14 protein-coding genes and 7 pseudogenes are annotated in these 19,462 nt (G+C 56.8%); 6 read left to right on the top strand and 15 right to left on the bottom strand.

Going from position 1 to position 19,462, the window contains the following annotated elements; genetic code table 11:
• Positions 1–45: 45 nt before the first annotated feature.
• From AC1D3C_RS04485 to AC1D3C_RS04455, 7 genes and pseudogenes are all read right to left on the bottom strand, one after another.
• Complete coding sequence (locus AC1D3C_RS04485) at positions 46–252, bottom strand: restriction endonuclease (RefSeq protein WP_477333111.1); 207 nt, start codon at positions 250–252, stop codon at positions 46–48.
• Between the two features lie 535 nt (positions 253–787).
• Entirely contained in the window at positions 788–2,062 is a 1,275-nt protein-coding gene (locus tag AC1D3C_RS04480) for a hypothetical protein (protein ID WP_477482069.1), read from the bottom strand.
• A 514-nt stretch (positions 2,063–2,576) separates the two neighbouring features.
• A pseudogene (locus tag AC1D3C_RS04475) lies at positions 2,577–3,030 on the bottom strand (hypothetical protein); the annotation flags it as partial.
• Between the two features lie 275 nt (positions 3,031–3,305).
• Positions 3,306–3,425: pseudogene (locus tag AC1D3C_RS04470) on the bottom strand (transposase); the annotation flags it as partial.
• Between the two features lie 488 nt (positions 3,426–3,913).
• Complete coding sequence (locus AC1D3C_RS04465; RefSeq protein ID WP_477482068.1) at positions 3,914–4,222, bottom strand: hypothetical protein; 309 nt, start codon at positions 4,220–4,222, stop codon at positions 3,914–3,916.
• A 505-nt stretch (positions 4,223–4,727) separates the two neighbouring features.
• Positions 4,728–4,883, bottom strand: a pseudogene (locus tag AC1D3C_RS04460) (SDR family NAD(P)-dependent oxidoreductase); the annotation flags it as partial.
• 481 nt (positions 4,884–5,364) lie between these two features.
• The gene (locus AC1D3C_RS04455) at positions 5,365–5,724 is read right to left on the bottom strand and encodes a hypothetical protein (protein WP_477482067.1); all 360 of its coding nucleotides are present in this window, start codon (positions 5,722–5,724) and stop codon (positions 5,365–5,367) included.
• A gap of 404 nt (positions 5,725–6,128) precedes the next feature.
• Here AC1D3C_RS04455 and AC1D3C_RS04450 point away from each other — a divergent pair.
• The 4 genes and pseudogenes from AC1D3C_RS04450 to AC1D3C_RS04435 all read left to right on the top strand — a co-directional run.
• Positions 6,129–6,985: pseudogene (locus AC1D3C_RS04450) on the top strand (Mu transposase domain-containing protein); the annotation flags it as partial.
• A 297-nt stretch (positions 6,986–7,282) separates the two neighbouring features.
• On the top strand, positions 7,283–8,002 hold the full coding sequence (locus tag AC1D3C_RS04445) for a hypothetical protein (RefSeq protein ID WP_477482066.1): 720 nt from the start codon (positions 7,283–7,285) through the stop codon (positions 8,000–8,002).
• Positions 8,003–8,396: 394 nt separating this feature from the next.
• On the top strand, positions 8,397–8,723 hold the full coding sequence (locus AC1D3C_RS04440; protein ID WP_477482065.1) for a hypothetical protein: 327 nt from the start codon (positions 8,397–8,399) through the stop codon (positions 8,721–8,723).
• Positions 8,724–8,916: 193 nt separating this feature from the next.
• Positions 8,917–9,015: pseudogene (locus tag AC1D3C_RS04435) on the top strand (XRE family transcriptional regulator); the annotation flags it as partial.
• A gap of 144 nt (positions 9,016–9,159) precedes the next feature.
• Here AC1D3C_RS04435 and AC1D3C_RS04430 read toward each other — a convergent pair.
• Entirely contained in the window at positions 9,160–9,381 is a 222-nt protein-coding gene (locus AC1D3C_RS04430) for a type II toxin-antitoxin system RelE/ParE family toxin (protein ID WP_477482064.1), read from the bottom strand.
• A gap of 499 nt (positions 9,382–9,880) precedes the next feature.
• Here AC1D3C_RS04430 and AC1D3C_RS04425 point away from each other — a divergent pair, with 499 nt between their 5' ends.
• Together AC1D3C_RS04425 and AC1D3C_RS04420 are read left to right on the top strand one after the other, a co-directional pair.
• Positions 9,881–10,747, top strand: coding sequence for a trypsin-like serine protease (locus AC1D3C_RS04425; RefSeq protein ID WP_477482063.1), 867 nt, complete (start codon positions 9,881–9,883; stop codon positions 10,745–10,747).
• 909 nt (positions 10,748–11,656) lie between these two features.
• Positions 11,657–12,625 carry a helix-turn-helix transcriptional regulator gene (locus AC1D3C_RS04420; RefSeq protein WP_477482062.1) on the top strand — a complete coding sequence of 323 codons (969 nt, stop codon included), beginning with the start codon at positions 11,657–11,659 and terminating at the stop codon, positions 12,623–12,625.
• Positions 12,626–12,753: 128 nt separating this feature from the next.
• Here the strand turns inward: AC1D3C_RS04420 and AC1D3C_RS04415 are convergent, their stop codons facing one another.
• From AC1D3C_RS04415 to AC1D3C_RS04385, 7 genes and pseudogenes are all read right to left on the bottom strand, one after another.
• The gene (locus tag AC1D3C_RS04415) at positions 12,754–13,236 is read right to left on the bottom strand and encodes a hypothetical protein (RefSeq protein ID WP_477482061.1); all 483 of its coding nucleotides are present in this window, start codon (positions 13,234–13,236) and stop codon (positions 12,754–12,756) included.
• Positions 13,237–13,472: 236 nt separating this feature from the next.
• Positions 13,473–13,640 (bottom strand): annotated as a pseudogene (locus AC1D3C_RS04410) (SMC-Scp complex subunit ScpB); the annotation flags it as partial.
• 16 nt (positions 13,641–13,656) lie between these two features.
• A pseudogene (locus tag AC1D3C_RS04405) lies at positions 13,657–14,219 on the bottom strand (DUF1403 family protein); the annotation flags it as partial.
• A 146-nt stretch (positions 14,220–14,365) separates the two neighbouring features.
• Positions 14,366–15,901 (bottom strand): ABC transporter substrate-binding protein, encoded by a 1,536-nt coding sequence (locus tag AC1D3C_RS04400; RefSeq protein WP_477482060.1) that lies wholly within the window; start codon positions 15,899–15,901, stop codon positions 14,366–14,368.
• Positions 15,902–15,951: 50 nt separating this feature from the next.
• Positions 15,952–16,788, bottom strand: a complete 837-nt coding sequence (locus tag AC1D3C_RS04395; protein ID WP_477482059.1) for an ABC transporter permease — start codon at positions 16,786–16,788, stop codon at positions 15,952–15,954.
• Positions 16,785–17,762, bottom strand: a complete 978-nt coding sequence (locus tag AC1D3C_RS04390; protein WP_477482058.1) for an ABC transporter permease — start codon at positions 17,760–17,762, stop codon at positions 16,785–16,787. The genes AC1D3C_RS04395 and AC1D3C_RS04390 overlap by 4 nt, the downstream gene beginning before the upstream one ends.
• Positions 17,759–19,462, bottom strand: coding sequence for an ABC transporter ATP-binding protein (locus AC1D3C_RS04385; protein WP_477482057.1), 1,704 nt, complete (start codon positions 19,460–19,462; stop codon positions 17,759–17,761). The genes AC1D3C_RS04390 and AC1D3C_RS04385 overlap by 4 nt, the downstream gene beginning before the upstream one ends.

The following is a 19,462-nucleotide window of genomic DNA, read 5'->3' as shown; positions in this document are numbered from 1 at the left end:
CAAAGATCGATCCAAACGCCCTTTTCTGCCAAACGTTCGCAATAGTTATAGAGGTCGTTCGCACCAACCTGGGCTAACAACGACCAGAATGCCGTCAGCATCATGTCTCTCAAGCGTGTCGCGAACGTCGGTTATGTCCGCCTTGCCGACCGTCTTTTTGCGCGTTTTTACCTGCACCAAAATCTTGCGAGAGACTACGGGGTTCGCAGCCTGCTGAGCGCTCAACTTTTGCCCAAGGCCGGGCGGTGTCATTGTGATATCCGCAAATAAATCAATATTTATTTACTAAAGCGAGCACGATTATGGATCTCAAGAGGCATTGGGATGGCGCTTGAAGGGTACCTCGTAGCGCATCAACCGCTTACTCCGCGTTCTAGAACATTATCCCGGGAAACCTGTGAGCTACTCGCTCGTCGGAGGTTCCCCTGAGTCGAGTGCGAGAAGTGGCCCCACCCGCCCGGAGTTTTCCGCCTATCGCGAAGTCTCTCAATCCAGGAAGATCGAAAGTGGCGCGGCCACAGACCGTGCCTAGTTTCTTGATCTGGGTGAATGGCCATGCAATCCACCAGTACTCTAGGCATGCAGGCTCACCTTTGACATCGGCAGCCAAATACACCTTGCCTGAGAGGTTGATGTTCCAATAAACATCCACCGCCCGATTTGGCTGAAGCCAAACCGTGGTGTAATCCTCCGCACGCGCTGAACTCATTGATGCGAGAAGCGCGCATCCTAAGAGGGTTAGAGAAAAATGAGTTCTTCGCATTTTTCATCTGCCCCGGCCGTGCCGCTAGAATTCTCGTTGTGGCAGAGGTCGAAATTTCACGGTGGTTTTGTTTTTTATTATCTGAAACAGTGAATATGGGATCTCATCATCCTTCGTAATTGTGTAACCTTGGCCGGTGTATAATGTCATTTTCATCGCGTAAGCAGTGGTATTCTCTGGAATATCGAAATCAGTGTCTTCTGACCAATGCAACGCCTTGGTTTCGGGAGGTAAGGCCGTATCAATCTGTTTTTTGCGTTTCAAAGCAATCCAAATCCGGCAGTTCTGATGCGCGTCGGATTTACTAAAGCCTGAGGTCTTGTGCCCATGCTGGATATTGAATCCCGCAAAGGTGTTATCGAAACGAGCCGGATCCCACCCAGTGCATGAACTTCCCCCGTCACCGTCTCCATTATTATCGTCAAATTTCGCTTTCTCCTGAGCGACCTTATCGATATTCCACCCCTCCTCAATTTGTTTTGGTGTAAGATGGTATCCAGTCCGATAGGTATTGTCCTGTCCCACGCCTCCCACAATATGGGGGCCGTCCACCGTCGTTTCCCAGCTGTCGCTCCGCACAATCTTCTTAAGTTCAACGGAACCAGGGATCCGGGGAAGTAAGGTCAACTCCACGTCTCGAGTTCGTTCTTCAACTGACCACCATGAGAATGGGTTATACCAGCGCGATTTACTCACGTCGTAACTGAGCTTGAAAGTTGCCTTCCCAACATGGCCATCCTCGAATTTTAAAGAGTCTCTGCTAATATCGAAACCGACCTCATGATCGGTGTATTTCTTTATAGGGACCTCTCCCGATATCTTCGGGTTCGCGTCGGCAATTTTAGCTCCGATTAGGTGAACTGAGGCCGTTCCTTCGGTCCCAGGAGTTAAAATTGTCGGGAAAACAAACGAAACTCCAGGTTCTTGATTTGTCAATGGGAGCGCGCTGACAATACCAGCAGCGCCCGCCATCGCTCGCTGAATATCGACTACAGCAACAGCCTGGCCTGCTTGGAGACGAGTCGCAATATTGTTGATATTTGTGAAGGTCCGCCGGGATTCTTCATCAATTCGATCCAATGTATGATTGATTAGACTTTCATTGGCCCTTTTCCACTCGGAGATGACGATGATCGCTTGTTGGGCGAAGGCTTTCGCGATCTGGTCACCCGTTTCCTGCGCGCGTCTTGCGACGTCGTTGACGGATTTTTCCACCCCGATGATATCCAGCGGGGTATCTGCAAAAACAGGGTCTTGAAACAGCAGTAGAGCTGAAGCTAACGCGATCCGCTTGAGCATTATCCTCTCCTTCGGGCCGAGGGCATTAGCTTCGGTCCGCCTATTGGCCTCGCGCTAAAGTTTAAACAACAAACGAGATGAACGTTAAGATACCACTTTGTATAGCGGACCTAAGTCTTTTGGCACGCGCTGCCAGCGATGCATTCGAGCCGCGCGGGATCGTGTCCCATGGAGTTCTCTAATCGCGGTTGTCAAGCTGGTCGCAGCTGGCATCGCAGGTCAGGCTCATGGTTCTCTTCGAGGTCGGCACTTTGACCGCCTCATCATGGCGTTGGATAGGCTCAGTCGACCAAATGTGGTGTTCGCGGTTAACGCCGACACCAGGGACGGACATCAGCCGTCTGACAACATTGTTCTGCCGCGCTAGCGAGCGAACCTTCGCCTCGAGATGACGGATCTGCTCAAGGATGTTGGCAGGTGCCCGCATCAATGCTTCCACGACAGCCCGGATTGTCGGCGACGCATCGAGCTCGCCATCGATGATTTCCTCAGCACGCCTGGCGAACCCACCAACGATCGACCGGGCGATGAAGTAGTCGTGCAGCCGCAGACCGAGCGGACGGTACTGCCGATCCGAGCGAACCGTTCGATCGGAGAAGGGCGGGTTGCCAATGGCGAGATCATAGATCGCGTCGAGATCGGTTCGCGCGAAGTCGGCGTTGATGACGCGCGCCTTCGGCTGAAGCAGCCGGGCGATCCGTGCCGTTACCGGATCGAGTTCGATTCCGGTAACATGGCTGGTATCCCTGAGAGCTGTTGGCATCAGCGCCGGGAACAGTCCCGTGCCGATCCCTGGCTCCAGAACACGTCCGCCATGCCAGCCGAGACGCTGAAGGGCCGCCCAGATCCGCGCGGATGATGAACTCGGGGGTGAAGTGAGCATACTGGGTGCAGCGCGCCAGCGAAGCATAGTCGGCATCGGTGACGGCGCTTTCCAGCGAACTGCCGAGGTCGTCCCAGCCCTTCCGGATGTTGATTTTCACTGAGAACATCACCTACGAGACGGCGCGCAGCCACCTTCGAGCGATCTTCGACAGAACCAACGCTTCCAACCAAAGCGAACTCATTTCATTGATCATAAGGCTTAGACTCGTCATTGATCATAAGGCTTAGACTCGGCTAAAAAGCCCGTTTCAAATCATTGGTCAATTTCTCATCGGTGGCGACAACCTGCTGAGACAATCGCCACCAGGGCCGAGGACGCTCCTTAGAGTCCGTCCGAGAATTCACGAGCGGCGTGCGATCCGTCTGACGAGGATCGCGGAAGAAGAGGCGCTATCACCGCCCATTCCGCGTCCGTCAGGTCGGTTTCGTATCGTGGCTGTTTGCGACTATACTGCCGCCGGGTGGTCGGGTTCCACATGGCGCTTCCATTCAGGCTTCAGACACCTTCTTGGAATCATCATCGGCCCGATCACTCAACCCAGTTCTCGGACGGGCTCTTAGACTGCATCATGGCAGCAGGACCGCATTCAAGGGCTACAATATCGCCCCTCGCATTCTTTCCAAACGACCCGCCCTCTGATTTTCGTCATCGTCCTTCTGCCGCCCGGCCCGACGTCGTCCATACAGCCGCTATTGCAAAGACCTTGATCGCGCCAGCGGACGTTTATCCACACATTGCAATTGTTGACCCAATAGCTCGAACTGGAACTGTTGTCGACGGTCAAGCAGGTTGCAGATGCGGCCACGGGAGCGGCAAACATCCCGCATAGTACCATAGCTGCGAGCTTCAATTTTTTCATATCCCTCTCCATGTATTTCTGATGTAAATTGATCTATGTGTGCAGCATTGTCATAGTGAGCGCCACCATGCAGGCCGCTGTCAGGAGTGCCGTTTTCATCTTGAGATCAACCGCACGAGGACGTTGCTTGTTCTTGCGCATCGCGCAAAAGCTGCTCGAGTTGCTGTTTGTAAGCCCGCAGCTCTGGATCGCTCACGCATGGATTCACAAGACTGATGCTCTTTTTGTAAAGGGCAATGCCTGCCTTTGCGGTGCCGCAAACACCGGTCGCGCGCTGTGCACGGGCGGCATAAGGTTGAATCTGCTGTGTCATGTAGGCGTCCGAACAGATGTCCGCGCTGAACGCGTATTGCCCGCTCAGTAAGACAACGATCGACGTGACCGCACCCATTCCGACGGATTTCATCAGGCTCATATTTTTAATCCCCAGTTCAATTTGCGGAGACGCTCGCTCCTGACCGAAATCATGCCGCGCTCCATGAAGCGAGCAGCCCGATAAACACAGAAAAGCCAGATATCCGCATCCTCCAAATGGAGGAGACATCGTAAGGGGGCTTTAGATGCAAGAGCTGTCTGCTGATTGACCCGGTGTAGTAGGATATTTCCATCGGGAATTGAGCCGAGGAAGTCCGTTGCCGACCTGATCATCACGAACGCTTACGTCGTACCTTCGAAGCGTGACTTACCGCAGGCGCTGAGGGAGAAAATGGAAGCAGGGGGTCGGAAAGCGGCAGCTAAGCCGTTGGCCACTTCGGTCTCGCTAGCGAAGTCGCCCGCTTTGCCGTTCCGCTGTCGGACAACAACGAATACAGGCATCCGACCACAATCAAGACATCGTCCCTGACATCCGGCGGAAGGGCATCTCGGATGCACGCTCTTGCGCGCTGCCCGTTTTCTTCAGGACCGACTGAAGAAATAATCAGCCGGTCCTTCGCCCGGGCGACCAGGATGAGGTCATGGCCTCGGGCGGCCAGACGGCGTGTGTAATCTGTGCCGATACCGCTGGAGGCGCCGGTAATAAGGGCGGTTGTTCCTTGGAGTGTGTTGATTTCCACTGAGAGCCGGCTCTGACTCATATGTGGAACGGCCCGGTTAGCAAGGTTTTTGTTGCATGAATCTTCATTGGACGGTGCGGTCATATGTCCGGCCTGTGAGCGCGGTCATCGACCGCTGGCCACGATCGGATCGCGCGAGGTGAAGGATGTAATGTCCTGATCATCTACAATTCGGTAAGCGAGACGCCGTGATGCCTCGGTCTTTGAAACATTCTGTCCACAGAAGTTGTTCTGACCCTATTTCTTCGCCGCTGAACAGGGCGGCAGATTGCTACATCAATATCTCCGATAGGTGGCGCGGCGATCAGGCAGGCTCTCAAGAGGACTGTTGCCCGCCGACAGATAGCAGAACTCGCGCCCTGCCTCGGCGCATCGCCTCAGTGGGCGACGGGGGCACCTATCGAGCGGCGGAGAACATTCGAAGTCGTTGACGGCCAGCGATCAGCCATTCGTAAGCGATCTTGCGCTCCCACATTGTTCTCACCGGTTTAGCCCGCTACGCCTAGCGTCGTGTCGCCCAAACTTGCCCGTCTTCACCGACGAGCGTGCGTCCCTTCAGCTCGAAGTGCAGCGGAAATGAATTGCCGGCCCATGTCAGGGTGACACTCGCGCCCTCGCGGGTGCCGCTCAACGATTTTATCTCCGTCATCTTCTTCCATTTGCCAGGAAGGTACTGTTCGTTGGTTTTGGAAGTCGACGTCCCTGAAATAGAACCGTCGTTGTCCGTAAAACGGATGGTAACGGTTCCCTTGATCGTTTCCAAGTCGAGGTTGTAGGACCAGGTCCCGCTCAGCGACGCATTCGCGTCTTCCGTATTCTTCTTCCCGCCCGCTGCATCTTCGTACGCAGTGCATTTTTGCACTGCGATGCTGCCCTTGGAAATCGGCGTCGTGCCAGACAGGCTTTCCTCCTCGGAATTGCCTGCACGCAGAATGGTCGACTGCGGCGTGTTGTCGAGGTAATATTCGACCTTCGAGCAGGATGGCGCAGAACTAGTGACCTTGATCTCGGCGCTGTAGCTGGGCTTGGAACCGCCGCACTCAAAATTTGAATAGTCCCCGTGCAGCTACCCACTGGCTTATCGAAATTGCAGTTGGCCGCTGCGAGGACGAATGATGGCGAAGCCAAAAATCCAGCAGCTAAGAATACGGGGTCAACGATGCGCATGCTCAATCCCTCAAAATGGAGTTTAAGAGATACACGAACAATTCGCGGGCGGCCTACCACAACTGGAGTATGCGGACGAAAATTATCCGGGAGAGTAGCTGCAATTCCGCCGCAGGCTGGGAAAAGGGTCAGATCGAGAAGAACGTCCAGGATGCCCGACCGCGGCTGTGGCAACAGATGCCGGACTTTCCACATCTGGCGGTTTTGAATGCCTGCTGGAACAGCATTGCCAGGACCTGTGGCGGGAGACAGCGCATGGCACCTTGTCCGCCACGATTGCAGATGTTTGGTTCGCAGAACAACCAGCATTGATGGAGCTCTCCGCCGCGTTTGACGGCTTCGTCCAGCAGAGCAAGCGTGTCTCGCCCACCTGCCTGATCACCTTCGAACGAACCCGCTACAGCGTGCCTGCATCGTTTGCGAACCGGCCTGTCAGCCTTCGGATCTATCCCGAGCGCCTGGTCGTTGCAGCCGAGGGCAATATCCGCGGATCATAGAACGCAGTCACGACAAGCCGCCGCGGACAATTTACGACTGGCCGCATTACCTTGCAGTCATCCGGCGCGAGTCCGGTGCTAGGCAATGGTGCGTCCTTTATAGAATTGCCATCGGCCTTTCGGCAATTGCAGGACCAGCTGTTTCGGCGCCCCGGCGGTGATCGTGAGATTGTCGATGTTCTCGCTCTCGTTCTTCGTCACGACGACCAGGTCGTCGTCCAGGCTGTGGAACTCGCCCTGGATGCGGGCGTGGCGACCAAGACGCACGTGCTGAATCTTCTGCACCGCCTGATCGACGGCAAGACAACCGACGGTCCCGATATCGACACACCACAGGCGCTGACCTTACTGCACGAACCCAAGGCTACCGCTGCATACGAACGGTACGGCAAGACCTCCCTGAGGATGTTCCCGACATTCTCGCCATCCACCAACAGCGTGCCGCACGAGCGGCCATGATTGCGCCTAGCGCTCCCCTCGGTACCGGGGTGGCAAGCGCAGGCGACCTTAGTCAACTTGTTGCTTCCGCCCGCCACCGGTGTTTTCCTCAAGCACAGCTGCAAAATTGACGGCAACAATGCGCCAACTCCGGTCATACGACAGCCGGTCCGTGTATCGACCCGATAAGGCTCTTCAACGAGCGCGGCTTGCGACCAATTAAAAGCTTTCCATCCGGAATTCTTGGCCGCGCGGCCGCCGAACGTCTAGCGGTCGCGCGAATCTACCCCAATTGGAGGATTAGAGGGATAGATTCGCGTGGTATCGATCATCGATACAGGTTTCAAGGAGAGCAAAATGCGACAACTAATTTTGGCCATCGCGGTGACGCTGTCGCCGACAGTCGCCTTCTCGGAATGCGATTTCGACAAGCCAGTGGGATCATGCCGTGCAACGATATCGATCGACAGCACCTCCGGGTCGAAAGGAAATTATTCGGCCGAGGCGACGGTGAAAAGTTCGGCTTCCTCATGCTCGAAAGTGGAATACTTCCTCGACAACACTCCGCAGACTACCGTTATCAAGAACGGTAACAGCGGAGACGAGAGCTTTTTCGGGACCAAGCCAATCACTAAAAAATCGGTGCAGATCAAGAGATGTATTCAATACGCGTCGAAAGAATCCGAGGGAAGGAGGCCGGGCGGCGGTGAGGTGGCTGACGGCGGCGGGCCGCGTTATTTCCAAGGTAGATGGACCGGATCGATCGGCTGGGGCCTGGCGCGCGGACCTGTCATCTTAGACATCTCGGTCAATGGAAACCATGGGAGCGGGACATCAAACTCTGCGAGCGTGGAGGGGGGTGTGCAACGGATTGACGGAACGATTTCGGGTAACCGGATGACCTACCAGCACAACTCCGACGGTGAGACCGTGACAGTTGTACTGACGAAGGTGAGCAGCACAACTCTTTCCTACGATGCGTCGTCGTCGGAAGGCGGCCCCTTGTTCCACGTCACAGGGAAGCTTTCCCGCCAGTAGGAAAGGGTTCGCCGTTATCGAACCTAGACGGAACTTGGTACATAGCTCGTCGATCTTATTTCGCCGGCGATTCGCTGTGGCCGGTAATGTCATTCCGGCTTCAGCGTATGGCGAGGCAGTACTTCCACGCAGAACATGACGTCCATCAACTGCAGGAGCGTCGGAGCTTCCGTCGTCGCCTGTTTCCTTGCGACCACAGATCGCTTGTTCTTCGATGCTCATCAGTTCGGCGGGAAATTTGCGTTTGTGGAACGCGATGAGATCGTCAAGGTTAGCCGAATGCGGGCGGTCTACAGAAGATCGCCGACGCGCTCGAAGCCATCGGCTACAAGGCCGAACATCGGGGGGCGATGTCGGCATGGGAAGATGATCTCGATGAGAGGAAGCCGGATCGATGAGTATCGTTGAGATGACCTGGAGCAGCGAGGCAGCAGTCATGCCCTCGCGATTGATTTCTGGGCCCGCCGAGATGGAGAATGGTCCCCTCGAAGAAAATCACATGGTCCCAAAAAACTGGGCGGTTCCGCTCATGATTGAGCAGGAGCTGCCGAATTGGCGGTGGTCTCAAGTGGGGGAAGCATGGGAGACGATGCGACCATGCCTTCTCGGCCAGCCTCACGGAAATCGCTCCTCGCTTTTCGTCAGCCAGGACACGGCAATCGCGATGAAGAAAATCTTCGTTGCCGTGGTCGAATCCGGAATGTACGGGCCAGTCACATAGTGCGCCGTTAGTTCCCGAAATCGAGATCGTAGATCGGCGCGTCGTCTTGGACTCCGCGCAGCCCCTTGTAGCTCGATTGTCGAAGCTTGCCGTCGTTAGTCCACCCAGAAAACTCGAATACACGAACATCTTCGGGTCGATCACAGACGACGCCGGGCTAGCCGCTGACCTACAATTCAGGTCCGATCTACTCATGGTTACTAATCGACATATTAACAACAAGGGTTGGAAACAGACCGAGATCGCCGAGGCCCTAAATATCGCGCAACCGCGCGTAAGCGAACTGCTGCGGGGAAAAATCAGCCTATTCTCGTCCGGTCGCCTGATCGGTTACCTCGCAAAGCTAGGCTACCGCCCTGCAGCCCTCGGTTATCGGGGACCACAAAGTGATCTGCGAAGTGGAGATGGAGGCGGCTTAACCGCCTCCATCCTCAGCTCATTTCTTTTTCTGGGCTCCGTCCGCCTCGCGGACGGTAGCCATCATTTCCTTGTAGCGCATCTTCACCGTCTCCATCGCGTTGCGATTGACACCGTTGGTGGTCTTCGTGAAGGAGTGGAGGACGTAGACCGTGTCCGAGTATTTGGCGCAGTAGACTACCTGGTAAGCTGGCGAGCCATTCTTGATCAGCTCGATGACGCCCGCTCCCAACTCGGGCAATGATTTAAACTCCGACCTTGGTTTTTTCCTGCCGCAACGAAGTTCAAGTCGTTGAGGAAGTCGGTTGCAGTATTTTCGGCAACATCTGAACTGCCTTCCTCGCTCTAGGGAGGCTGTCCGCGCATCAATTCACTGGCTTGATGTCTGACTGTCCCGGGGCGCCGGCACTTAAAGGCTTTTTGGTTGATCGCGACGAGCTATCCGCCAGTTCACGCTCCTCCATCCCTGCATTGAAGACGCCAAGGGCCTAGCTGCTGAGAGTTCACATGCCACATCCAGGCTGACAACGATGAGCGTTACCGCGACGTCATTCGCACGAGACTTGGGAGCCGGTCGGCGAACCAGGGCGGAGAAAGCTTTCCGCCTTGTATGGATCCTCAGACTTTTGTCAAACCGTACTCCAATTGGAGGAGTAACCTCCTATCTCCAGGTGCTAGACCATTCCATCGAATGGCCTCTCACATGATCGTGACCGGCTGCGCAATGGAGGGAAATGTGAATGTTTAGTGCAGCCGTACAGTCCGTACTCATCGCGATCCTTGTCGCAATATGTTCGCCCGCTTGGTCTGACCCCTTGGATGTCACGGACTCGGCCTTGTCCCCAGAAACCAAGTTCAGCAGCGGCATCGTCCATATTCAAATCGGCGGCAACTTCTGCTCTGGTGCCGTGGTTTCCAAGCGCAAGGTTCTTTCGGCTGAGCACTGCTTCAGGGATCGTGGCGGGAGTGGCCTCCCTGTCACGTTTTTCTCGACGGCGGGCAGACAGGTGATCCTGTCTCAGGACGTCGCGACGTATCCGAGGCCCGACCCGGACAAATGCTGCGATCTGGCTGTGCTGACGCTGTCACAGGACGTACCCGCTGGGACCACGATATTTGGTTTCAGCGATGAACTCTTCAGGCGCTATCAGAAGTACGTCGCGCCAGCCAAGATCATGGGCGACAACTTTAAGGCCTCGTACCAATTCACAGACCTATTTGATCATGCCCCGTGGCCGGATCAAATAATGTTCAAAACCGAGGCTATCCTCTTCGAAACGTATGGCCGTGGCAGCTACGGCGTGTACGTTGGCAAGGCTGTGAACGGAGGTTTGAAGTCGTGTTCCATGAAGAACCCCGACAAAGCCCTTGTTGTCAAAAAGAACAACACGGGTTTCTTCGGAATGCATCTTCCTTGGGTTTGGTCTCTGAAGACAAGTGCCGCCTGCGCRGGCAACAGCGGAGGTCCATCGTTCTTCCTTAATAAGGGCAAGCCCTACGAAGAAAAGGGGAAGATCATAATCGCCGGAGTGAATTCGGTGGGGCTGGGTCCGGCATCCGTTTATTCGAAATCCGGCTACCTCTGGCTCAAAAGCCAGGGTTTCTGAGGGTTGTCGAGCGACCAAACCGCGCCCTCGCCCACGGGCCGATAATCGCTATTATCGGCCCGACAGGCCCGTTACGGAGAAAGTGATTTTTCCTCGATCAGGAGTGTAAATCTTCATCGACATCAGAAGTTGGTGATTTTCGTATCTGATCCGGCGGTCTATAACCCAACTGCGAAACCCCTTCCGACAGGTTCTTTTCAGCGAATACCATTCGAACCTTCAGTCGGCCGTCTGGGTGATGGCGACAAGATTCGCTATTCATTAGCAAGGCGAGCGAACGTCCCAATGGTCTTCTCAAAGAGTTCCCAGGGACTGGCTGCTATCAAGCCACCGCGGACGGCGTGGCCGATCTCGAAGGCGAATTCGACGCATTTTTGGTGCGCTTTCTGGCTTCCTTATATTTGCGGAACCCGTGGCGCTCGAAATCCTGCACCCATATGTGATCAAATTCGTTCTTGAACACGGCGAGTAACAGTTCGAAATCACCGATCTTTCCCTCCGAGATAGTAGTCATCGCAGTGATGATGTCCGATCTATCGGGAAACCGTGTTGCAACCAGCTCTTCGAACCCTTTGATCGCCCATCACAATCCCCAGCGATAGCTCGAGAAAAGGGGCCGCGTATTGATGAGGCATTGATTTACGGCGTCCTGCGTCGATCCTCAGCCGCCTTAGGCCGCTTGTGGCCGACAGGATCTAAAACTGTTTACAGATGACGTATATCGTGTGGGGCCAAATTGCTATCATGTTGCGGGAATTCCAACCGAAGGGGCGCGGGCTTGGACGTAGAGCTATTGGGGAAAGCAACCGATCTTCTGTTTGAGGCATCGATCGGGATCACATCTTGGCATAATGCGCTGGATGTTTTCGCACGGGGGGGGGGGGGGGGGGAGCGGCCGGAGCGAATGTTATGCCTATTCGCGCTCAGGTCCCAGGTTCGATAGAATTCACCCACAATGCCAAGGAAATGACCGAATTCTATCTGCGAAACGAACTCTACAAAACCTGTGTTCGTGCCAGAGGCATTCCCGCCTTGGAACGAAAGGGCATCATGACCGACAAGGATTGCGCAACCGAAGAAGAATATCGGACAGACCCTTATTACCAGGAATTTCTGCGCCCCCATGGTTTCTTTTACGGCGCTTATGTCGGGCTGAACATAGACAACGACCTTTATGCCGTTCTTCTCAATCGGGGTGTCGAAGACGCGCCATTTTCAGAGGAGGAGCAGGCGATTCTGCATCGCTTTCGCAACCAGATGTCGGTTGCCGGAACGGTGGCTCGCAAACTTGCAAATACGAAAATAGACGCGATGCAGGATGCATTTGATCTGATGGATGTCGCCGGATTGTTTTTCGACCGGTCCGGCAACATCATCCGAGTCAATGCGAAAGTCGAAACGATGCTCGGACATGGCATTAATTTGAAGCAGGGGCAGGTTTTTACTCCACGCAATGGAGACGGGGCTCGTGTGAAAGCTGCCGCCTCCAGCGCTATTCAGCGACCCGATGGAACCGCCAACGGTAACGGGCTCGTGAGGCTGGCGCGTGACGGGAAGCGTGATCTTGTCTTAAAGATACACAGGCTGCGAGGCAGCCTGTTAGATGTCTTCAATACAGGGTGGGCGCTAGGAATACTGGTCGATCCTGATGAGAACCAAACTCTGGACGACTTGCGCGTTGCCCGTGCCTTGTTCGGTCTGACAGGAACCGAAGCCAAGATCGCAGGGCTCCTTGTTACGGGTAAGGAACTGAGCCACGTCGCAGACATCTGCAATGTCACCTACGAGACTGCAAGGACGCATCTCAGGGCTATCTTTGCGAAAACCGATACATCGAAACAGGGACAGTTGATTGCGCTTCTCAACAAGCTCAACTGAGGAAGCTGGAAACCTCATCGTCCGCGAATTCTCCCTTTAGGGACTGACGGCGGTGCGCAGGCGAGGCCTTAGAGGGCCAGTTGCGATCCGCAGACGTGGCCGATAAGTGTTATCGGCCAGCGGCTCATTCACAGCGGACAGAATTCCATAAGGCCGATCCAACGCTGACGGTTCCTCTGGCGCTCTTTTACGTACGCGCTGTGTCTCTTCATGCACGCGTATGGGTCTTCGCCCGTCGGCTGTGCTTCAGTGGATCGTTGCTGGGGAGTATCTCCTACGGAAGCATAGGTCGTGCAATTCTTAACGACGAGGTTCTTCCTCGAAATCGGCTTCGTTCCGAACAAGGATTCGTCCTCTGAATTGCTAGACTTGAGAACGGTGACGTTCGGCGTGTTGTCGAGATAATACTCGACCTTCGAGCATGTCGGCGCGGAGCTGGCTACGCGGATTTCCGCGGAATAGCTGGGCTTCGAGCCGCCGGAACTCAAAATCTTGATGCTGCCGCTACAGCTTCCCACCTCTTTCTGAAAATCGCATTCGGCGGCATTCGCGCAAAGCGGCAGGAAGACTGCCAAGGCTCCGAAAATCATCGACGTTGCTTTATTGTTCATTGGAGACCCATCAATCTTGTTGAGCAAATTGCTTGCAAGTGATTGCATGGGGGTTCGGCAAGCGCCCCCTCCAAATGGGTGAGGGGGCTGCTCTGCCGAACATAGTTGCCCAGATCGAATGTCTATAGGCCACGCTCGCGTCGGTTGTTGGCGTGGCGACCGCCGAGGAACTGGAGCGATTGGACGTGGCGTCGGTCATGCGTGACCTTTTTGACGATGCCTACTCCAATTGGAGGACGAATCACCGGCTCGGCGGAGGCAAAGATCACCGCCTCGACGCGCAGCATCCATTCCCGCCAGCGCAGCTCCGACGGCAGGTCCTCCAACTCCCGATCAAAGAGACGTTCGTCTCCCACACTTGGTTGCGTCCTTCGTCTGGATTTGGTTGCGGGGGATCCTGCCATGCTCACAATCCGTAAATCCGTAAATCCGAAACGACGAACGGCCCGACAATTCGCGAACCGCCCCAAAACCTTCTAGTCGCTCGAACAACCGCGTGCTGGCCCATCGTGAGAGGCCCGCGCCCGGTGCGGAGGCCGGCATGGCATCGTCGTTGAGCAGCTGGCGGATGACGGCCTCGGCGCCCTTGGTGCGCAGCTTCGGCGCGACTGTAAGAAGCTGGTCGGCCCGATGGGCGATTTCCGACGCGGAGCGTAGCGCTGCGCTGGCGCCGTCAACCAGGGCAAGGCAGACGGCCTGCGGGAAAGCAGGATCGCCGGGCCGCACCCGTCCCCTGCCCCCAATCGTCCGGAAGGCCGGTTCATACCGTTCGGCCATCAGCAGAGGCAGGGGAAAGGGCCATTCAGTATCGCGGCGATCAGGATGTCGGCCACCCAGGCCAGCACTTCGGCATCCGGGCGCACGGCATGAATTGCGCTCATCAATTCCACTACGGCGAAAGGAGCCGGGCGACCGGACTGCAGAGCGACGTCGGCATGATCGACCGTGGCGGCGAGGTGATCGTCCCAGCCCAACCCCATCAGCCAGTTCGGCGACAAACTTCGATGAAAGCCCAGTTTTGCACCAGCACCGTTCATCATCATCAACCACGGTCACTCATTCGACAAGCAAATATGTGCGTTCCCCCGATCTGAAAGATCGGGGGAATAAATCAGCCATTCTCAACTGCCTATTCCAGCTCGGTGTCTTCCACGGTGATTCCGGACTGGAATGTCAGGAAGCCGGGAATGTTGGTAAAACCCTTGACGTTCTTGCGGAGGCCGAAACTCTGGTCGCGCCACATCAGATAAACGAATGGTGACTGCTCCAGAGCACGCTCGACAAACTGGCCGTAGATCTTCCCGCGCTCGGCCGTGTCGAGCGTGACGCGACCCTTGTCCAGGAGATCGTTGATGGCCGAATCGTTGAAGTAGGCCGAGTTGTTAAGCCGGACCAGTTGCTGCCCACCGTAGAAGAAGTTGCTGAGCCAATCGGGGTCGGCGATGTCGCCTGCGGTTCCCGCGACAAGAAAATCATAATCGCCGGCGTTGTTCTTGGCGATGCGACCGGACCAGTCCGGAAGATCAAGCTTCGCCTTGATGCCGATCTTGGCGAGCTCCGCCTGCACGGCGATCGCGGTATTGTTGTGGAAGCCGTATTGGGCGGTCGACAACAGCCGTGCCTCGAAGCCGTTCGGATAACCCGCCTTCGCCAGCAGGGCCTTCGCCTTGGCAAGGTCGTAGCTGAAGTAGTTGGCCTTCTCCTTGGAATAGCCCATGTATCCTTCCGGAACCGCAATTCCGTAAATCGGCGTGCCCCGACCATTGAAGGCCGTGTTGATGACCGTGGCGCGATCGATGGCGTAAGATACGGCCTGCCGCACCTCCGGCTTCGAAAACGGCTCGAATTTGGTGTTGAACTGCAGCATCATGAACGGCCCGGTCGTGCTGGCCAGCTTCAGATTGGAATCGGCCTCGATCGAGGCAGCGTCCTTCCACGGAACGTAATCGATGATGTCGACGTCGCTCGATTTCAGCGCATTCACGCGGGTATTTTCGTCGGCATAAAAGACGTAGTGGACGTCATCGAGGTGAGGCCTGCCCTGCTTGTAATAGCCGTCGAACTTTTCGACGGTCAATTCGCGACCACGTTCCCATGCGGAAAACTTGAAAGGCCCGGCGCCAATCGGCGTTGCATTCGGATCCTTGCCATGATCCCTGATCCAGGCGGCGGGCACGATGGCCGATTCCGGAAGCGCCAGGTAGTGGATGAGCGGAACGAATGGCTTGGAAAGCGTCAGCTTGACGGTCTTGGCATCGGGCGTATCGATCGCTTTGATGACACCCAGCTCGTTTCGATAAGTGGCCTTGCTGTCTGCTGCGATGATGCGCTCGATGGACGCTTTCACATCCTGCGCGGTCACCGGCGACCCGTCGTGAAATTTGGCGTCCCGCAGCTTGAATGTATAGGTCAGTGCGTCTGTGGAGACCTCATAGGATTGAGCAAGTTCCTGCGACAGCTTTCCATCAGCGCCATAGTTGACGAGGCCACGGTGAATGGCGAGCCGGATCGTGCGGGCCGGCGTTCCCGCGTTGATGGTGCTGTCGAGCGTGGAAGGCTCACCGGAGAGACCGAAATAGAGAGTACCGCCCTCAGCCGCCAGGGCCTGATGCGCAGAAACGCTGGATGCGAGGGCGAAGATAAGCCCGAGAACTGATTTCTTCATGCTGAACCCCTTTTTTGCTTGTGCTTGTTTATTCATCTTTTCCATGTCGGCTATTCCTCCCTGAGACGTGGATCGAGAATGTCGCGCAACCGGTCGCCCACCACGTTGATGGCGAGCACCGTCAGCGCGAGAAGAAGGGACGGCCAGATGACATACATCGGGTTCTGGCCGAGATAGCCGCGTGCGGTTCCAATCATCTGGCCCCAGGACGGCTCCGGCGGCACAATGCCGAGGCCAAGGAAGCTCAGGCCCGATTCAAGGAGAATGGCCGCGGCGACCGTCAGCGTCGCCTGGACGACCAGCGGCGACAGGATGTTCGGCAGGATCGCCGTGAAGACGACACGCCGCACCGAGGCCCCCATGGCATGCTCGGCTTCCATGAACTCCTGGCGTGTCACCTGAAGCGTGGCAGAATGAGCGACACGGGCAAAGTGTGGGATATAGAGCACGCCGATCACGACGGTCAGGCTGAGAACGCCSCTTTCCCAGAACCCGACCGCGAGCAGCGCAAGCAGAATTGGCGGAAAGCTCAACATGATGTCGACGGCGCGCATGATCAGAAAGGACAGCCACAAACGTCCGTAAGCACCTGCGATTCCAAGGAAAGTTCCGAACACAGCGGCGATCACCGTGGCGCCAAGCGCTACCATGAGGGTCGGACGGATGCCGATAAGAAGGCGGCTCAGCAGATCGCGGCCGAATTCGTCGGTTCCCAGCCAGTGGCTGGCGGAGCTGCCCTGGTTGACGGCCTGCGGGTTGAGCACGAACGGGTCGTGAGGCGCGAGCCAGCCGCCGAAGACCGCCATCAGAAGGACGATCGCCAGTACGGCAAGACTTGCGACGAATGCCGGCTGACTGCGAGCGACGCCAAGGGTGCGGGAGGTCACGTGCGTTTCCTCCTGATGCGCGGGTCGAGCAGGCTATACAGCAGTTCGACCAGCAGATTGATGCAGATGAAAAGCGCAGCGATGGCAAGCATCGCGCCCTGGACCAACGGATAGTTGCGGGCCGATACCGCACCCACCAGCAGCGTGCTGAGCCCCGGCCAATTGAACATTGCTTCGACGAGCACCGTGCCGCCCATCAGGTTGCCGAGCTGCAGCCCGATGATGGTGACGATCGGGATTGCCGCATTGCGCAGCACGTGCTGCCAGATGATGCGTCGCTCCGACATGCCCTTCGCCCGTAGCGCCCGCACGAAATCCCGTCCAAGGATTTCCAGCATCGATGAGCGCGTCATGCGTGCAATCGAGGCGGCAAGGCCGAATCCGAGTGCCAGGGCCGGGAGGGTGAGCTTGCGGAAATGCTCAAGCGCGTTCCGTGAGATGTCGGTATAGCCGCTGGCGGGCAACCAACCGAGTTTAAGGCTGAAGAACAGAACCAGCATTGTGCCCAGGATGTAGACAGGCACAGAAATCCCGATCGTGGCGACGGACGTCAGGATCGTATCGCGCAGACTGCCACGTTTGAGGGCAGCGGCGATGCCGAGCGGGACGCCGATCAGCGTCGCGATGATGATCGCCGCGAAGGCCAGTTCCAGCGTGCGCGGCAGGTTGGAAAGCACATATCGCGAAACCGGATAGCCGTTGGCGAGCGACGCCCCGAAATCAAGATGCAGCGCCTTCCACAGCCAGACGAAATACTGAGACATGACCGGCTGGTCCAGGCCAAGCTGGCTGCGCATGGAGGCAACGGCTTCCGGCGAGGGATTGCTGTCTGCGCCGAGCAACAGCAGCACCGGATCACCCGGCATGATGTACATGACCGAGAAGATCAGTGTGGCGATTACCAGCAGCTGGATAAAGGCCGTCAGCAGTTTTCGTCCAACGAGCAGCAAAGCTCCGGCAATAGAGGCGTTCATGCAACCCCCTTTCCGACACGGTCCGAACCGATGGTCGGCACCGCATCGAGCAGCATCCGGGTATAGGCTTCCTTCGGATTGGCGAAGATTGCCTTCGCCGACCCGTATTCGACGATGCGGCCCTTCTGCATGACGGCGACCGTGTCACTGATATGTTCGACCACGGAAAGGTCGTGGGAAATGAAGAGATAGGTCAGGTCGAACTCCACCTGCAGATCCTTGAGCAGGTTGAGCACCTGCGCCTGTACGGAAACGTCGAGGGCCGAGACAGCCTCATCGCAGATCACGAGCGACGGATTGAGTGCGAGAGCCCGGGCGATGGCAATCCGCTGTCGTTGTCCGCCGGAAAACTCATGTGGATATTTCGCCGCCGCGGCGGCCGGCAGACCGACCGCTTCGAGCAGGCCAGCGACGCGGCGGCGACGCATGGGCGCAGTGCCTTCCCCGAAGATAACCAACGGCGCTTCGACAAGCTCGGCGACGGTCTGGCGCGGATTGAGGGAGCCATAAGGGTTCTGGAAGACCATGGCGATCTCACGCCGGAACGGCCGCATCTCGCCTTCCGAAAGTCTGGCGATATCTCGTCCCTTGAGCAGGATTTCGCCGGCGTCGGGGCGATAGAGCCGCATGACGGCGCGGGAAAGGGTGCTTTTACCGCAACCGGATTCGCCAACCAGCCCAAGTGTCGAGCGCGGTGCAATGCTCAGGCTGACACGGTCCACAGCCCGCATTTCGACCGGCACCGCAAGCGGTGCAGGCTTGATCCAGTAGGACTTGACGAGATCCCTGATCTCGAGCAGCGGCGTAGCGTTCGCGTCCGGTGCCGCCGCGACATTGCTTGAACGGACGCGCGGTTCGGGTCGGACGCTGAAAACGTTGCCAAGCGCGTCACGCTCGATCACTGGCAGGCGGTCATGCTGGCCGCCGGGCGTCGGCATCGAGTCTATCAGCGCCTTGGCATAACTGCTCTTGGGATTATTGAAGAGATCGGCGGTGGTCGCCTCCTCTATTCTGTCTCCGGAATACATGACCACGACCCGGTCCGCGACTTCGTAGACAACGCCAAGGTCATGCGTGATCAGCAGGATGGCTGCCCCCACCTCCTCGTTAAGGCCGCGCAACAGGTCCAGAACCTGTTTCTGCACGGTCACGTCGAGCGCCGTGGTCGGTTCGTCGGCAATGATGATGCGGGGTTTGCAGGCGACCGCCATGGCGATCATGATGCGTTGACATTGGCCGCCGGAAAGCTCGTGCGGATAGGCACGCATGGCGCGCTCGGGATCAGGAATCCTGACCTTCTCAAGAAGTTCTATCGCCTTCTGGCGCGCCTGCGCCTTGCCAACCGTTTCGTGAAGCCGGATCGCCTCGATGATCTGGTCGCCGCAGGTGAAGATCGGGTCGAGCGATGCCATCGGATCCTGGAAGATCATCGCAATATGCCGGCCGCGCAGCTTGCGCAGTTCACCGGCTCCGAGTTGAAGCATGTCGATGCCGTCGACCAGAACCTCGCCGCTCGTGACCACCGCATTCGGCGGGAGCAAGCCCATCACCGCAAGCGAGGTGATCGTCTTGCCGCTACCGCTTTCCCCGACCAGACCGAGTATTTCGCCCGGCCCGATGGTAAAGTCGATATTGCGCACCGCGGACTTCAGTCCGTCGCGGGTCTTGAAAGCAATCGAGAGGTTCCTGACTTCCAGCAT

Source organism: Neorhizobium sp. P1_A6, assembly GCF_056406795.1.
The sequence above is the reverse complement of the archived record's forward strand: the minus strand, read 5'-3'. Positions and strand labels throughout refer to the sequence as shown.

Bases quoted from the DNA above. Each gene is read 5' to 3' on its own strand.
- AC1D3C_RS04385 (WP_477482057.1), bottom strand. From the start codon at position 19,462: ATGCTGGAAGTCAGGAACCTCTCGATTGCTTTCAAGACCCGCGACGGA.
- AC1D3C_RS04480 (WP_477482069.1), bottom strand. From the start codon at position 2,062: ATGCTCAAGCGGATCGCGTTAGCTTCAGCTCTACTGCTGTTTCAAGAC.
- AC1D3C_RS04420 (WP_477482062.1), top strand. From the start codon at position 11,657: ATGCCTATTCGCGCTCAGGTCCCAGGTTCGATAGAATTCACCCACAAT.
- AC1D3C_RS04485 (WP_477333111.1), bottom strand. From the start codon at position 252: ATGACACCGCCCGGCCTTGGGCAAAAGTTGAGCGCTCAGCAGGCTGCG.
- AC1D3C_RS04390 (WP_477482058.1), bottom strand. From the start codon at position 17,762: ATGAACGCCTCTATTGCCGGAGCTTTGCTGCTCGTTGGACGAAAACTG.
- AC1D3C_RS04465 (WP_477482068.1), bottom strand. From the start codon at position 4,222: ATGAGCCTGATGAAATCCGTCGGAATGGGTGCGGTCACGTCGATCGTT.
- AC1D3C_RS04400 (WP_477482060.1), bottom strand. From the start codon at position 15,901: ATGAAGAAATCAGTTCTCGGGCTTATCTTCGCCCTCGCATCCAGCGTT.
- AC1D3C_RS04415 (WP_477482061.1), bottom strand. From the start codon at position 13,236: ATGAACAATAAAGCAACGTCGATGATTTTCGGAGCCTTGGCAGTCTTC.
- AC1D3C_RS04440 (WP_477482065.1), top strand. From the start codon at position 8,397: ATGAGTATCGTTGAGATGACCTGGAGCAGCGAGGCAGCAGTCATGCCC.